This is a genomic window from Enterobacter sp. TCD1-1, from assembly GCF_020567405.1.
In the GTDB taxonomy this organism is placed as follows: Bacteria; Pseudomonadota; Gammaproteobacteria; order Enterobacterales; family Enterobacteriaceae; genus Enterobacter; species Enterobacter quasiroggenkampii.
On record NZ_JAJCXF010000001.1, the window covers coordinates 2,319,883 to 2,335,439 of the forward strand.

The following is a 15,557-nucleotide window of genomic DNA, read 5'->3' on the forward strand; positions in this document are numbered from 1 at the left end:
TGGCTGGCGATACGATGAAAAAAAGCACTGCTTCGGCAGTGTTTTTTTTTGCCCGTTACACTGAATACATCCAGCGGCTTTTCAGGAATCACGACGTCTATGCTTACCCGCTACTTCTCCAGTAATCGCAAGATACTGATCCTCAGTATTATCACTGGTTTCATTACCGCCCTGCTCCTGGGTTCCCTGCAATTTTCCTGGAGTTACCACAAGCGAGAAGTCAAATTCGACACCCTGGTGAATGATGTGAGCGCCTACATGGGGAGCTATTTCGACGATTTAAAAAAAGCGGTCAATGTTCTCCAGCCCCTCACGCTAAATACCTGCCACGACGTCAATCAGGAACTCACCTCACGCGCGGCCTTCAGCATTAACGTTCGCGCCTTCCTGCTGGTCAGGGACAAGATGGCGTTCTGCTCTTCCGCGACAGGCCCGATGAATGTCCCGATGAAGACGCTGATACCTGAGCTGAACATCGATAAACAGATCGATATGGCCCTGCTTCCGGGTACCCCCATGCTGCCTGATGAGCCTGCGATTGCGATCTGGTACCGCAACCCATTAGTAAAGGATGGCGGCGTGTTCACCTCAGTGAATATTAATCTGACGCCTTACCTGCTCTACACGGAGCGTCAGGACGAGTTCGCGGGTATCGCCATCATCATCGGCGATAACGCGCTGTCGACGCGGTCCAGCACCCTGGTTCATGCACACGAACTGCATGACATCCCGGTCCGCACGGCGACACTGAAAGACGTCCCCCTGACCATCAACCTGTATGCGGACGCATGGACAGGCGATGAAATCCTCTATGCACTGTTTTTCGGGCTGGTATGCGGTATTTGTGCCGGATCGCTTAACTACTACATCCTCAGCATTCGGCTCAACCCGGGTAAAGAAATTTTAAGCGCCATCAAGCGCGGTCAGTTCTATGTGGTCTATCAACCCGTCGTCGATGCCAAATCGCTCAGGATGACCGGGCTTGAGGTCCTGATGCGCTGGAAACACCCGACAATGGGGGAAATTCCGCCGGACGCGTTTATTAATTTTGCCGAAGCGCAGAAGCTGATTGTCCCGCTGACGCTGCATCTCTTTGATCTTATCATTCACGACGCTCCTGTATTACAAACGCTGTTACCTCCGGGCGCGAAGGTGGGTATCAACATTGCGCCGGGGCATTTGCATGCGGAAAGCTTCAAGGATGATATGCGCACCTTCAAAGCGTTACTGCCGCCGGATTATTTCCAGATCGTGCTGGAAATTACCGAGCGCGATATGCTTAACCATCGGGAAGCCAACAGCCTCTTCGAATGGCTGCATAACGAAGGGTTTGAAATCGCCATTGATGATTTTGGAACCGGCCACAGCGCGCTGATTTATCTTGAGCATTTCACCATGGACTACCTCAAAATAGACCGTGGTTTTGTTAATGCGATCGGTACTGAGACCGTGACGTCGCCGGTGCTGGATGCCGTTCTGACGCTGGCAAGACGACTGAATATGTCGACCGTCGCCGAAGGGGTAGAGACGCCGGAACAGGCGGCCTGGCTACGCGAACACGGCGTTAACTTCCTGCAAGGATACTGGATTAGCCGTCCGATGCCGCTGGCGCAGTTCCGCGAATGGCGGCCTGATATTTCGCCCGAGGGCGATTAATTTCACATTGTCCGCGACGTCACTTATTATTCAGCTTAACCGAGCCGGTCTGTAAAAGAGGGAGCTGCCGCGAGATGCTTATGCGCTTTATGTTGCTGATGTTGGCATTCACGAGCCTGTCCAGCCAGGCGCAAGCCATCAAAGAAAATATCGCCTTCGCGGTGATTGGCGAGCCGAAATACGCGGTCAATTTTACGCACTTTGATTACGTCAACCCTGCCGCGCCGAAGGGCGGTAAGGTCACGCTTTCCGCCACGGGAACCTTCGACAACTTCAACCGCTACGCCCTGCGCGGCGTGGCGGCCGCGCGGACGGAATCCCTTTACGATACGCTCTTTGTCACATCTGATGACGAGCCCGGTAGCTATTATCCGCTGATTGCCGAGAACGTGCGCTACGCCGATAACTTCGCCTGGGCGGAAATCTCGCTGAACCCGCGAGCACGTTTTCACGATGGCACGCCGGTTAAGGCCAGCGACGTCGCCTTCACCTTCCATAAATTCATGACCGAAGGCGTGCCCCAGTTCCGCATCGTATATAAAGGCGCGTCGGTCAGAGCCATTGCGCCGCTCACCGTGCGCATCGAACTGAGCGACCCCAACAAAGAGAACATGCTGAGCCTGTTCTCGCTGCCGGTGATGCCGGAATCGTTCTGGAAAGATCATAAGCTGAGCGACCCGCTCTCCACGCCACCACTGGCTGGCGGCCCCTACCGCATTACCGACTGGCGCATGGGGCAATATGTCGTCTATTCCCGCGTCAAAGACTACTGGGCGGCCAATCTGCCGGTAAACCGCGGGCGCTGGAACTTCGACACCCTTCGTTATGATTACTACCTCGACGATAACGTGGCGTTTGAGGCGTTCAAAGCCGGGGCCTTCGATTTGCGCGTCGAGAGCAGCGCCAAAAACTGGGCGACCCGCTATATCGGCAAAAATTTTGCTAAAGGCTATATCGTCAAAGACGAGCACAAAAATGCGTCTGCGCAAGACACGCGCTGGCTGGCGTTTAATATTCAACGTCCGGTATTTAGCGATCGCCGGGTGCGGGAAGCCATCTCCCTGGCCTTTGATTTTGAGTGGATGAACAAAGCGCTGTTTTACGGTGCCTACAGCCGCGCCAACAGCTATTTTCAGAATACCGAATACGCCGCGCGCGATTATCCGAAAGCCGACGAACTGGTCCTGCTGGCGCCGCTGAAAGCGGAACTGCCACCGCAGGTTTTCACCACCGTGTTTCAGCCGCCCGCATCGAAGGGTGATGGTTACGACCGCGACAACCTGCTGAAGGCCAGCAAGCTGCTGGATGAGGCGGGCTGGCACCTGAAAAATCAAAAACGTGTGGATGCCAAAACGGGCAAGCCGCTCAGCTTTGAGCTGCTTCTCTCGTCCGGAGGCAACGATCAGTGGGTGCTGCCGTTTAAGCACAACCTTGAGCGGCTGGGCGTGACCATGAACATTCGCCAGGTGGATAACGCGCAGATCACCAGCCGCATGCGCAGCCGTGATTACGACATGATGCAGCGCCTGTGGCCCGCCCAACCGTGGCCCAGCTCGGACCTGCAAATCTCCTGGGCCTCCAGCTACATCGACTCCTCGTACAATGCGCCGGGGGTAAAAAGCCCGGCGATTGATGCGCTGATTGCGAAAATCGTGGCGGCGCAGGGGGATAAAGACAAGCTTCTGCCGCTCGGGCGCGCCCTCGACAGGGTCTTAACCTGGAACTACTACATGCTGCCGATGTGGTATATGGGCGAAGATCGCCTTGCGCGCTGGGATAAGTTCTCCGTGCCAGCCGTGCGCCCTGTCTACTCCCTGGGCTTTGATACCTGGTGGTATGACGTTAACAAAGCCGCCAGACTTCCCGCTGAGCGGCGATAAGGAATTATCATGGGTGCCTATCTTCTCCGCCGTCTGCTGCTGGTCATCCCCACCCTGTGGGCCATCATCACGATTAACTTTTTTATCGTGCAAATCGCCCCCGGTGGGCCGGTCGATCAGGCCATTGCCGCCATTGAATTTGGCAACAGCGGCGGCATGCCCGGCGGCGGCGGTGAAGGGATGGGTGCCAGCCATGCGCGAACCGGCGTAGGGAATATCAGTGAAAGCCACTACCGCGGGGGACGCGGTCTGGATCCGGAAGTGATCGCCGAGATCACCCACCGCTACGGCTTTGACAAACCGATTCACGAGCGCTATTTCAAAATGCTCTGGGATTACATCCGCTTTGATTTTGGCGATAGCCTGTTTCGCAGTGCGTCAGTGCTGACGCTGATCAAGCAAAGCCTGCCGGTTTCGATCACGCTGGGGCTGTGGGGTACGCTTATCATCTATCTGGTCTCTATTCCGCTCGGGATCCGCAAAGCGGTGTACAACGGCAGCCGGTTCGATATCTGGAGCAGCACGTTCATCATTATCGGCTATGCCATCCCGGCGTTTCTGTTTGCCGTCCTGCTGATCGTCTTTTTTGCCGGGGGAAGCTATTTCGACCTCTTCCCGCTGCGAGGGCTCGTCTCCGCCGATTTCAGCTCCCTGCCCTGGTACCAGAAAATTACCGACTATCTCTGGCATATCACACTGCCGGTTCTGGCAACGGTCATTGGCGGGTTTGCGGCCCTGACCATGTTGACCAAAAACGCCTTTCTCGATGAAATTCGTAAACAGTACGTCGTCACGGCCCGCGCCAAAGGCGTGAGCGAGAAGCAGATCATGTGGAAACACGTGTTCCGCAACGCCATGCTGCTGGTGATCGCCGGGTTTCCGGCCACGTTCATCAGTATGTTTTTTACCGGCTCGCTGCTGATAGAGGTGATGTTCTCGCTCAACGGCCTGGGGCTGCTGGGCTATGAGGCCACCGTGTCGCGCGATTATCCGGTAATGTTTGGCACACTCTATATATTTACCCTGATTGGCCTGCTGCTGAATATCATCAGCGATATCAGCTATACGCTGGTCGATCCCCGAATCGATTTTGAGGGCCGATGATGCTGCGTTTAAGCCCCGTCAACCAGGCCCGCTGGGCCCGCTTTCGCCACAACCGCCGCGGCTACTGGTCGCTGTGGATTTTTGCCGTGCTGTTTGTCTTAAGCCTGTTTTCAGAACTGATCGCCAACGACAAACCGCTGCTGGTGCATTTTAACGATCGCTGGTACGTGCCGGTCATCGCCAATTACAGCGAAAGCGACTTTGGCGGCCCGTTTGCGACACCAGCGGAGTATCAGGATCCGTGGCTTCGCCAGCAGATTGAGCAGCACGGCTGGGCGCTCTGGGCGCCGGTACGTTTTGGCGCAAACAGCATTAACTTCGCCACCACAAGCCCCTTCCCTTCCCCGCCCTCCGCGCAAAACTGGCTGGGAACGGATGCTAACGGCGGCGACGTGCTGGCACGCATCCTGTACGGCACGCGAATCTCGCTTCTCTTTGGACTGATGCTGACGCTCTTCTCAAGCGTGATGGGCGTCGTGGCGGGCGCCGTTCAGGGTTACTACGGCGGGAAGATTGACCTGTGGTGTCAGCGGATTATTGAAGTCTGGTCAGGCATGCCGACGCTGTTTCTGATCATCCTGCTTTCCAGCGTCGTACAGCCCAACTTCTGGTGGCTATTAGGCATCACCGTCCTGTTCGGCTGGATGGCGCTGGTCGGTGTGGTAAGGGCCGAGTTTCTGCGCACCCGTAATTTCGACTATATTCGCGCCGCGCAGGCGCTTGGCGTGAGCGATCGCGGGATCATTTTCCGCCATATGTTGCCCAACGCCGTGGTGGCAACGCTCACCTTCCTGCCGTTTATTCTGTGTAGCTCCATCACCACCCTCACCTCACTGGATTTTCTCGGTTTCGGGTTACCGTTGGGTTCCCCATCGCTTGGCGAACTGCTGCTGCAGGGCAAGAACAACCTGCAGGCGCCGTGGTTAGGCATCGCCGCCTTTCTTTCCGTGGCCGTGCTGCTGTCGCTGCTGATTTTTATTGGCGAAGCCGTGCGCGATGCCTTTGATCCGAACAAGGCGGTATAAGATGACCCAGCCCCTGCTCAGTATTGATAACCTGTCGATTGCCTTTTCAAAACAGGACGAGACGCGCACCGTGGTCAGCGACCTGACGCTGCAGATCCAGCGCGGTGAAACGCTGGCCCTGGTGGGTGAATCGGGTTCAGGCAAGAGCGTTTCGGCGCTCTCCATCCTGCGGCTGCTGCCTTCTCCGCCAGTGAGCTACCCGCAAGGGGATATTCTCTTTCACGGCCGTTCGCTGCTGCACGCCGACGAACAGACCCTGCGCGGCATTCGCGGCAACAAAATCGCGATGATCTTCCAGGAGCCGATGGTGTCGCTTAACCCGCTGCACAGCCTGGAAAAACAGCTCTATGAAGTGCTCTCCCTGCACCGTGGGATGCGCAAAGAGGCCGCGCGGGGAGAAATTCTGGATTGTCTTGAACGCACAGGCATACGCAATGCGCCCAAACGACTGAATGATTTTCCGCATCAACTCTCCGGCGGCGAACGCCAGCGCGTGATGATCGCCATGGCCCTGCTCACGCGCCCCGAACTGCTGATAGCCGACGAGCCCACAACGGCGCTGGACGTGACGGTACAGGCGCAAATACTGACGCTGCTGCGGGAACTGCGTGACGAGCTGAACATGAGCCTGCTGTTTATCACGCACAACCTGAGCATTGTCAGAAAGCTGGCCGACAGCGTGGCGGTGATGCAGAACGGGCGCTGCGTTGAACAGAATACGGCATCAACGCTGCTGAGCGCACCGCAGCACCCCTATACGCAGCGGTTGCTCGACAGCGAACCCTCCGGCGACCCGGTTCCTCTCGATGCGGACAGCACGCCGCTGCTGCGCGTTGAGGATCTGTCCGTCTCGTTCCCGATCCGCAAAGGTATTCTGCGCCGCATTGTCGATTGCAACCCGGTGCTGAAAAACCTCCGCTTCTCGCTGCGCCCGGGGGAATCCCTGGGGCTGGTGGGCGAATCCGGCTCGGGTAAAAGCACCACCGGTCTGGCGCTGCTGCGCTTAATTGCCTCCCAGGGCGAGATCCTGTTTGACGATATGCCGCTGCACCGCTGGAACCGCCGCCAGATGCTGCCCGTGCGGCCCCGCATGCAGGTGGTGTTTCAGGATCCCAACTCCTCGCTTAACCCACGGCTCAGCGTGTTACAGATTATCGAAGAGGGTCTGCGCGTGCACCAGCCCGGCCTGAGCGCGCAGCAGCGCGAGCAGGAGGTCATTAGGGTCATGGCCGAAGTGGGTCTAGATCCCGAGACGCGCCACCGCTACCCTGCGGAATTTTCCGGTGGGCAGCGCCAGCGTATCGCCATTGCCCGCGCGCTGATCCTGAAACCAGAGCTGATTATTCTGGATGAACCCACGTCGTCGCTGGACAGGACCGTACAGGCGCAGATCCTGGCGCTGCTGAAAGGGTTACAGGAAAAGCACCGGCTGGCCTATATCTTTATCAGCCATGATTTGCAGGTGGTGCGGGCGCTATGCCATCAGGTGATTGTGTTGCGTCAGGGAGAGGTGGTCGAGCAGGGTGATTGCCAGCGCGTATTTAGCGCGCCAACGCAGCGCTACACGCGCCAGCTGTTGTCGTCAGACTAGCGCTCAGAACGGGTACTGGCCGGAGAAAGGCTCGGCAATGGCAACACCAAAATTTTTCAGACGGCAGGTGGCAGCAAACTCGTCCTGGCTTTTCACAAACAGGCACGGCTCACCTTCGCACTCCAGTACGGAGCTGTCCACTTCGATATCCGTCAGGGCCTGACTGAGACGCTCCATCACCCGCCAGGCATTTTCGTCACTCGGGCTTAACAGCTTGAGCGCTACCAGGCAGTTTTCACAGCCCGCGACGTTTTGCGGAATCGGTTCAACTTTCGAACCAGCAAAACCCGCCGACCAGCGATAGCTCTGGGGCAAGCGATGGACAATAGAAAGTTGTAATGTATTCACGTTCGTTCCCCGGAAGCAAAATTTACTTCACAATTTATTTACATTTATAGTAACACATCATCGTCAGCCTGCACTATTCAGCACTTTTTTATCGGTATTCAGGCTCGCGTCGGCGCTATATGTACCCGTTTCTGCGATCTAACTCAACCTTTTTGAATACAATGATGTGACTTTTTACACAAATAGATTTTACATAAAATAAACAAACACAGCATAAACGAACGGGGTTTGGTTGATATGCATCAACAAAAAAGGCCCTACCGGGCCTTCTCTGTGTTTTAGTGGACCGCTTTTCGCGGTCGGCTGGCGTAAAGATAGAAGAGTATCGAGCTGGTTGCGCAAAAAGCCATCGCCCACAGCATGGGCCATGCCGTCGTAAAGGTGGCCATCGAAAGCAACGCGCCGACGATAGCGCCAATGCCGAAGCGGAATGTCCCGGCCAGGGAAGATGCGGTTCCTGCCATGTGCGGGAACTCATCCAGAATCACCGCCATCGCATTGGATGACACCATCGACACGCAGCCGACAAAGGCCGCCACGCCGACCACCAGCGCCCAGAAGCCCACGCCCAGAAACGCGCTCACCACCAGCCAGATCGCCATCACAAACTGGATCCACAGCCCGGCGCGGAACATGTTCAGCGCCCCCACCCGTCGGACAAAGCGGCTGTTAATGATGGTCATAATGAACAGGAAGACGATGTTAAGCGCAAAGTAATAGCCGAAGTGCTGCGGCGAAACGTGGTTCAGCTCGATGTAGACAAACGGCCCGGCGCTCAGGAAGGAGAACATTCCGGCGAAGCTGAACCCGCTCGCCAGCATATAGCTGAGCACGCGCTTGTGGCGAAACAGCGAGGCAAAGTTACCAATTGTGGTTCGGATGTGAAACTTCTGGCGGCGCTCGACGGGAAGCGTTTCATCAATAAAGAAGAAGATCATCGCGGAGGCCAGCAGCGCGGCCAGGGCCAGGATCCAGAAAATCACATGCCAGCTGAACCACACCAACACCGCACCACCGGCCATCGGGGCCACCAGCGGCGCAATCGTCGTCACCAGCATGACAAACGACATCATGCGGGAGAACTCTTCTTTCGGGTAGATATCGCGCATCAGGGCATTAATCACAACGCTTGCCGCTGCCGCCGCCAGACCGTGGAAGAAACGCATGATAATCAGATGATCGATAGTCTGCGCCAGCGCGCAGGCAACCGCTGCGGCCGCAAAGACCAGCGTCCCGCCCAGAATGACCGGCTTGCGTCCAAGGCTGTCGGCCATCGGGCCATAAAACAGCTGGCCGAGGGCAAAGCCAAGAATATAGGTGCTGAGCGTCATCTGCGCGCTGCCCGCCGGAACGCCAAATTGCGCGGAAATCACCGGCAGCGCGGGCAGGTACATATCAATAGACAGCGGCATCAGCATGGCCAGCAGGCCAAGAATGAAGACGATTTTGAACGACGAGTGTGGCCTGGTGGTCACAGAGTTCTCCTGAAATTAGTGCGAAGGCAGACCGACGCTGGCGATCTCTTCTTCCGTTAACGGGCGATATTCGCCAGGCGCCAGGTCGGGATCGAGTTCAATCGCACCAATCCGTTCGCGATGCAGGCCAACAACGTGGTTCCCCACCGCGGCAAACATACGTTTCACCTGATGATAGCGCCCTTCGCTGATGGTCAGACGGACCTCGGTCGGGGTGATGACTTCGAGCACCGCCGGTTTGGTCAGATCTTTTTCATTATGCAGCTGAACGCCTTTCGCGAAGTGCTCTGCCGTGTCATCCGACACCGGTGACTCCAGCGTCACGAGATAGGTTTTCTCGCAGTGGTGGCGTGGAGAGGTGATGCGGTGCGACCACTGACCGTCGTCGGTCATCAGCACCAGCCCGGTGGTGTCGATATCGAGTCGACCTGCGGCGTGCAGCTTGTGCGCCACCGGCTCGTCGAGGAAATAGAGCACCGTCGGGTGATCCGGATCGTCCGTTGAGCAGACGTAGCCTTCCGGCTTATTGAGCATGAAGTAGCGCGGACCGTGCTGCTGGGTCAGCGGATTGCCGTCATACTCCACCTGATGGTCAGGTTGCAGTTTGAACGCGCTGTCTCTCACAATGTCGCCATCCACGGTAACGCGGCTGGCGCGAATTTCGCGCCCGGCAATAGCGCGGCTTACGCCGAGTTGCTGAGCGATAAACTTATCAAGTCGCATGAAATCTTTTTAGCCTTAATGGTGCAGGAAGTCGGACAACAGGTCCGAAAAAAGAAGCAGTCTGGAACGGTTCAGTATAATGGTCTGGTTGCGCCACTCAAGGGAAAAAGTTTCGTGGCATACTATCTATACCCTAAATAATTCGAGTTGCATGACAAAACGCCTATAGCGTTTTGAACAGCGCTTGCGCTGGCCCCGTAGGGGCGAGGCCACAGGCCGAGTCACGCGGCAAAGGAGTGAATCACCGGGAGCTTACATAAGTAAGTGACCGGGGTGAACGAGTGCAGCCAACGCACAGGCAACTTGAAGTATGACGGGTATATGTGCGGAATAACGAAACCGAGACCCCATGACTTTTACACTTCGTCCCTATCAGCAGGAAGCCGTTGACGCCACCCTCGCCTGGTTCCGCAAACATCGCGAGCCGGCGGCGATTGTGCTGCCGACCGGTGCAGGCAAAAGCCTGGTCATTGCCGAACTGGCGCGTCTGGCCCGCGGCCGCGTGCTGGTGCTGGCGCACGTTAAAGAGCTCGTCGCGCAAAACCATGCCAAATATTGTGCGCTTGGACTGGAAGCCGACATTTTCGCCGCCGGGCTAAAGCGTAAAGAGAGCCACGGCAAAGTGGTGTTTGGCAGCGTGCAGTCGGTGGCCCGCAATCTGGATCTATTTCGCAGCGAATTTTCGCTGCTGATTGTCGACGAATGTCACCGCATCAGCGATGACGACGACAGCCAGTATCAGCAAATCCTGTCACACCTGAAAGAGGTGAACCCTCACCTGCGCCTGCTGGGCCTGACGGCGACCCCGTTTCGTCTGGGGAAAGGCTGGATCTATCGCTACCATTATCACGGCATGGTGCGCGGCGATGACAAGGCCCTGTTTAGCGACTGCATCTACGAGCTTCCGCTGCGCTACATGATTAAACATGGCTACCTGACGCCGCCTGAACGGCTGGATATGCCGGTGGTGCAGTACGACTTCAGCCGCCTGCAGGCGCAGAGCAACGGGTTATTCAGCGAAGCGGATCTTAACCAGGAGCTGAAAAAGCAAAAGCGCATTACGCCGCATATCATCAGCCAGATTGAGGAGTTCGCCGCGACGCGCAAAGGGGTGATGATCTTTGCCGCCACCGTTGAGCACGCACGCGAAATCACCGGGTTACTGCCCCCCGGCGACGCGGCGCTCATCACCGGCGAGACGCCCGGCCCGGAGCGTGATCGCCTGATTGAAGCCTTTAAAGCCCAGCAGTTCCGCTATCTGGTCAACGTATCGGTATTGACCACCGGCTTTGACGCCCCGCACGTCGACCTGATCGCTATTTTGCGTCCGACCGAATCGGTCAGTCTGTATCAGCAAATTGTTGGCCGCGGCCTGCGTCTGGCGCCGGGGAAAACCGACTGCCTGATTCTGGATTATGCCGGTAACCCACACGATCTCTATACGCCTGAGGTCGGCGCGCCAAAAGGGAAAAGCGACAACGTGCCCGTTCAGGTCTTTTGCCCTGCCTGCGGGTTTGCCAACACCTTCTGGGGCAAAACCACCGCCGACGGCACGCTGATCGAACATTTTGGCCGCCGCTGTCAGGGCTGGTTTGAAGATGATGACGGGCATCGCGAGCAGTGCGATTTTCGTTTCCGCTTTAAAAACTGCCCGCAGTGCAACGCCGAAAATGACATTGCCGCTCGCCGCTGTCGGGAGTGCGACACGGTGCTGGTTGACCCGGACGACATGCTGAAAGCGGCATTAAAGCTGAAAGATGCGCTGGTGCTGCGCTGTTCCGGCATGGCGTTGCAGCCCGGCGCCGATGAAAAAGGCGAATGGCTGAAAATCACTTATTACGATGAAGACGGGGCGGACGTCAGCGAGCGCTTCCGGCTTCAGACGCCTGCCCAGCGAACGGCCTTCGAACAGCTGTTTATCCGCCCGCACACCCGCACTCCGGGCGTGCCCCTGCGCTGGATCACCGTGGCCGATATCGTGCGCCAGCAGGTGCTATTGCGCCATCCGGATTTTGTGGTCGCCCGCAAAAAAGGCCAGTTCTGGCAGGTGCGCGAAAAACTCTTCGACTACGAAGGTCGCTTCCGTCGCGCCAACGAATTGCGCGGGTAGCGGGACTTTTCATTGATGTGAGGGGCATTTGAGTATAAAATGCCGCCCGCTTCACATCCGTGAGGCAGAACACTCACCTGCTGCTGGGTCGCCTGTAGTAGGGTTTTAAATACAGAGAGAAATCAATGTTTACTATCGAAGCAGAAGTACGTAACGTGCAGGGTAAGGGTGCGAGCCGCCGCCTGCGTACCGCTAACAAGTTCCCGGCTATCGTTTACGGTGGCGAAGCTGCTCCAGTTGCAATCGAACTGGATCACGACAAACTGTGGAACCTGCAGACCAAAGCTGAATTCTACAGCGAAGTTCTGACCATCGTTGTTGGCGGTAAAGAAGAAAAAGTGAAAGTTCAGGCTGTTCAGCGTCACGCGTTCAAGCCAAAACTGACTCACATCGACTTCGTTCGCGCGTAATCGCAAACCTGTCGAAAAAAACCCCGCTTCTGCGGGGTTTTTTGTGCCTGCTATTTACCGCCCGAGGTGCGGCGCTGAAGCTGATCGCGCAGATTCGGCGGCGTCCCCTTAATGGTCAGCGTATCGGTGGCCGGATCCCAGAAGATACGTTCCCCCAGCAGCATCGCATCAAAGTTGATGGTTAACCCGCCGCCGCTGCCGGCAAACTTGGTTAACTGACGCAGCGTGCTGCGATCTGCCGGGAAGCTCTCTTCAAGCTCATAGCCCTTCTCTGCGGTAAATTCCTGGAAGCTGACTTCGCTGACGCCCGCCAACTCTTTTGACAGCGACTCCAGCTCAATCTCTTCCCCAGCCTGCAGCTGTTCGTTGCAGTAGCTGTAAACCTGCTGGCGCACCGTCTGGCGCTCAGATTTATCAAGCTGCGCTTCGGCTGTGAAATCGTCCACCGCCTGGAGCAGCCCTTTGTTCTGCGCTTTGGCGTTAAGCCCTTCACTGGCACCGAGGAAGTCCATGAAGAAATCCGCCACTTTGCGGCCCACGCGTCCCTTCAGGAAAGTCAGGTAGCGGGTCGATTCCGGGTTGGTTTCCCACTCGGTCAAATCAATACGCGCCACGATATCCGCATGGTTAATGTCCAGATAGTGCGTCGAGCTGATATCCAGCTGCTCGTTCACGCGCATGCTGCTTAAGTTATTCAGCACGGTAACCAGCAGATACTCGACCGCCAGGTAGCGGTAGTGGCAGAACAGCACGATCCCACCGTCAGCGAACGGATATTTCGCCAGCTCGTCGCGCAGACGCCCGGTTGCCGCACGGCTAAACGCCAGGAAATCCTCTTCACCCTGGCGCTGCAGGCGCAGGCTATCGGCCAGTTCACTCTCTTCGCTGAACAGCCCATAGGCTTTATTTTTGGCGCTGTAGACGCGATGCAGCTCTGCCATCATCTCCACAACGGTCGCCGTAGGTTCCAGTAACGAATCGCGTAGCACCACTTCAAGGGTTTGCTCATCGCGCTTGATAAGCTGGTGCAAGGCAATCTGGTTGATTTCCAGACTCATGATAAACTCTCCTTTTAGACCGGGCGGTATTCAACCACCACCAGGACATGTGTGCAACAACAGATAAAAAAGGGGAAAAAAAGCTGTTGCTACGGTAATATGTTGCCCTTTCATCAACAAACTGATTTTGATTTATGCCACAACATTCCCGCTACAGTGATGAACACGTTGAACAACTGCTCAGTGAGCTGGTCAACGTACTGGAAAAACATAAAACGCCGACCGATCTCTCCCTGATGGTTTTGGGAAATATGGTCACCAATCTGATTAACACCAGCGTTGCTCCGGCTCAGCGTCAGGCGATCGCAAAATCTTTCGCCCAGGCTTTACAGTCGTCCGTCAGCAACGACCCGGCCCATTAAGGGATACGAACAACAGTTTATGGTGACGAATCGTCAGCGCTACCGTGAAAAAGTCTCCCAGATGGTCAGCTGGGGGCACTGGTTTGCCCTGTTCAACATTCTGTTGGCGACGGTCATTGGCTGTCGTTATCTGTTTGTCGCAGACTGGCCAACAACGCTCACCGGGCGTATCTACTCCTGGATAAGTGTTGTCGGTCACTTTAGCTTTTTGGTTTTCGCCACCTATCTGCTGATCCTGTTCCCCTTGACGTTTATCGTCATGTCGCAGCGTCTGATGCGATTCTTGTCCGCCATCCTTGCGACGGTGGGGATGACGCTGCTGCTTATCGACAGTGAAGTGTTCACCCGCTTCCACCTGCATCTCAACCCCATCGTCTGGGAACTGGTGATTAACCCCGACCAGAACGAAACGGCCCGTGACTGGCAGCTGATGTTTATCAGCGTCCCGGTGATCCTGTTGATTGAGATGCTGTTTGCCACCTGGAGCTGGCAAAAACTGCGCAGCCTGACCCGCCGACGCCACTACGCGAAGCCCGTCGCCGCGCTCTTCTTCGTCTCCTTTATCAGTTCGCACATCATGTATATCTGGGCGGATGCGAACTTCTATCGCCCGATTACCATGCAGCGCGCGAACCTGCCGCTCTCGTACCCGATGACGGCACGTCGCTTCCTCGAAAAACATGGCCTGCTTGATGCGCAGGAGTACCAGCGACGTCTTATCGAGCAGGGTAACCCGGAAGCCGTCAGCGTGCAGTATCCGCTGAGCGACCTGCGCTATCGCGATATGGGCCGCGGGCAAAACGTCCTGCTGATCACCGTCGATGGCCTGAACTATTCCCGTTACGAGAAGCAGATGCCTGCGCTGGCCAATTTCGCGAGTCAAAACGTCACGTTTACTCAGCATATGAGCTCCGGTAACACAACCGACGCGGGCATCTTTGGCCTCTTCTATGGCATTTCAGCCGGATACATGGACGGCGTACTCTCTACCCGCACACCTGCGGCGCTGATCACCGGGCTGAATCAGCAGGGCTATCAGTTAGGGTTGTTCTCATCCGATGGCTTTAACAGCCCGCTCTACCGCCAGGCGCTGCTGTCTGATTTCTCACTGCCAGCGGCACAAAATCAGTCCGATGCGCAGACCGCCAGCCAATGGATAAACTGGCTCCAGCGCTATGCCCAGGAAGATAACCGCTGGTTCTCATGGGTTTCCTTTAACGGCACTACGCTTGCCAACAGCAATAAGAGTGATTTCGCGCGCCGCTACGGCCGCGCGGCGGGTGATGTTGATGCGCAGATTGGCCGCGTGCTTGACGCGCTACGTGAGTCCGGCAAGCTGGATAACACCGTAGTGATCGTGACCGCAGGCCATGGCGTCCCGTTAGGTGACGAGACGAAGAGCATGAGCTGGTCACGCCCGAACCTGCAGGTTCCGCTGGTCATCCACTGGCCGGGTACGCCGGCGCAGCGCATCAATATGCTTACCGAGCATAAAGATGTGATGACCACCCTGATGCAACGCCTGTTGCACGTCAGCACGCCTGCCAATGAGTATTCCCAGGGGCAGGATCTCTTCAGCGCCGCGCGCCGCCATAACTGGGTCACGGCTGCGGGGAATAATACGCTGGTGGTGACCACGCCGAAGCTGACGCTGGTGCTGAACAACAATGGGAATTATCAGACGTATAACCTGCAGGGTGAACGGCTTAAAGACCAGAAACCGCAGCTGAGCCTGCTGCTGCAGGTCCTGACGGATGAGAAACGCTTCGTCGCTAACTGATTAATAATAAACCAGTTAGCGACGGATTCCCTTGC

Annotated in this window: 13 protein-coding genes; 9 read left to right on the forward strand and 4 right to left on the reverse strand. The window is 56.5% G+C overall.

Annotated features, from left to right (window positions below):
• Positions 1 to 99 precede the first annotated feature (99 nt).
• From LJA86_RS11140 to yejF, 5 genes are all read left to right on the forward strand, one after another.
• Complete coding sequence (locus tag LJA86_RS11140) at positions 100 to 1,656, forward strand: cyclic di-GMP phosphodiesterase (protein WP_229226155.1); 1,557 nt, start codon at positions 100 to 102, stop codon at positions 1,654 to 1,656.
• A 74-nt stretch (positions 1,657 to 1,730) separates the two neighbouring features.
• Positions 1,731 to 3,536, forward strand: coding sequence for an extracellular solute-binding protein (locus LJA86_RS11145; RefSeq protein ID WP_045908697.1), 1,806 nt, complete (start codon positions 1,731 to 1,733; stop codon positions 3,534 to 3,536).
• Positions 3,537 to 3,545: 9 nt separating this feature from the next.
• Complete coding sequence (locus LJA86_RS11150; protein WP_008500949.1) at positions 3,546 to 4,640, forward strand: microcin C ABC transporter permease YejB; 1,095 nt, start codon at positions 3,546 to 3,548, stop codon at positions 4,638 to 4,640.
• Positions 4,640 to 5,665, forward strand: coding sequence for an ABC transporter permease (locus LJA86_RS11155; RefSeq protein WP_045334341.1), 1,026 nt, complete (start codon positions 4,640 to 4,642; stop codon positions 5,663 to 5,665). Before LJA86_RS11150 ends, LJA86_RS11155 begins: the two co-directional genes overlap by 1 nt.
• 1 nt (position 5,666) lies before the next feature.
• A complete protein-coding gene (gene yejF, locus LJA86_RS11160; RefSeq protein ID WP_229226156.1) occupies positions 5,667 to 7,256 on the forward strand; it encodes a microcin C ABC transporter ATP-binding protein YejF in 1,590 nt (529 codons plus the stop codon).
• 3 nt (positions 7,257 to 7,259) lie between these two features.
• On the opposite strand, the gene LJA86_RS11165 is transcribed toward yejF, so the two are convergent.
• The 3 genes from LJA86_RS11165 to rsuA all read right to left on the reverse strand — a co-directional run bounded on the left by LJA86_RS11165 (position 7,260) and on the right by rsuA (position 9,802).
• Positions 7,260 to 7,604 carry a YejG family protein gene (locus LJA86_RS11165; RefSeq protein WP_008500952.1) on the reverse strand — a complete coding sequence of 115 codons (345 nt, stop codon included), beginning with the start codon at positions 7,602 to 7,604 and terminating at the stop codon, positions 7,260 to 7,262.
• A 278-nt stretch (positions 7,605 to 7,882) separates the two neighbouring features.
• Positions 7,883 to 9,079, reverse strand: a complete 1,197-nt coding sequence (locus LJA86_RS11170) for a Bcr/CflA family multidrug efflux MFS transporter (RefSeq protein ID WP_045334334.1) — start codon at positions 9,077 to 9,079, stop codon at positions 7,883 to 7,885.
• 15 nt (positions 9,080 to 9,094) lie between these two features.
• On the reverse strand, positions 9,095 to 9,802 hold the full coding sequence (rsuA, locus tag LJA86_RS11175; protein ID WP_021241522.1) for a 16S rRNA pseudouridine(516) synthase RsuA: 708 nt from the start codon (positions 9,800 to 9,802) through the stop codon (positions 9,095 to 9,097).
• A gap of 349 nt (positions 9,803 to 10,151) precedes the next feature.
• On the opposite strand from rsuA, the gene LJA86_RS11180 reads away from it, so the two are divergent.
• Both LJA86_RS11180 and rplY read left to right on the forward strand, forming a co-directional pair.
• On the forward strand, positions 10,152 to 11,912 hold the full coding sequence (locus LJA86_RS11180; protein WP_111967554.1) for a DEAD/DEAH box helicase: 1,761 nt from the start codon (positions 10,152 to 10,154) through the stop codon (positions 11,910 to 11,912).
• Between the two features lie 125 nt (positions 11,913 to 12,037).
• Positions 12,038 to 12,322 (forward strand): 50S ribosomal protein L25, encoded by a 285-nt coding sequence (rplY, locus tag LJA86_RS11185; protein ID WP_008500956.1) that lies wholly within the window; start codon positions 12,038 to 12,040, stop codon positions 12,320 to 12,322.
• Between the two features lie 50 nt (positions 12,323 to 12,372).
• On the opposite strand, the gene yejK is transcribed toward rplY, so the two are convergent.
• On the reverse strand, positions 12,373 to 13,380 hold the full coding sequence (gene yejK / locus LJA86_RS11190) for a nucleoid-associated protein YejK (protein ID WP_008500957.1): 1,008 nt from the start codon (positions 13,378 to 13,380) through the stop codon (positions 12,373 to 12,375).
• Between the two features lie 134 nt (positions 13,381 to 13,514).
• Here yejK and LJA86_RS11195 point away from each other — a divergent pair, with 134 nt between their 5' ends.
• Together LJA86_RS11195 and yejM are read left to right on the forward strand one after the other, a co-directional pair.
• Positions 13,515 to 13,742 carry a YejL family protein gene (locus LJA86_RS11195; protein WP_008500958.1) on the forward strand — a complete coding sequence of 76 codons (228 nt, stop codon included), beginning with the start codon at positions 13,515 to 13,517 and terminating at the stop codon, positions 13,740 to 13,742.
• A 19-nt stretch (positions 13,743 to 13,761) separates the two neighbouring features.
• Positions 13,762 to 15,522, forward strand: a complete 1,761-nt coding sequence (gene yejM / locus LJA86_RS11200) for an LPS biosynthesis-modulating metalloenzyme YejM (protein ID WP_229226157.1) — start codon at positions 13,762 to 13,764, stop codon at positions 15,520 to 15,522.
• The last annotated feature ends 35 nt before the right edge of the window (positions 15,523 to 15,557 follow it).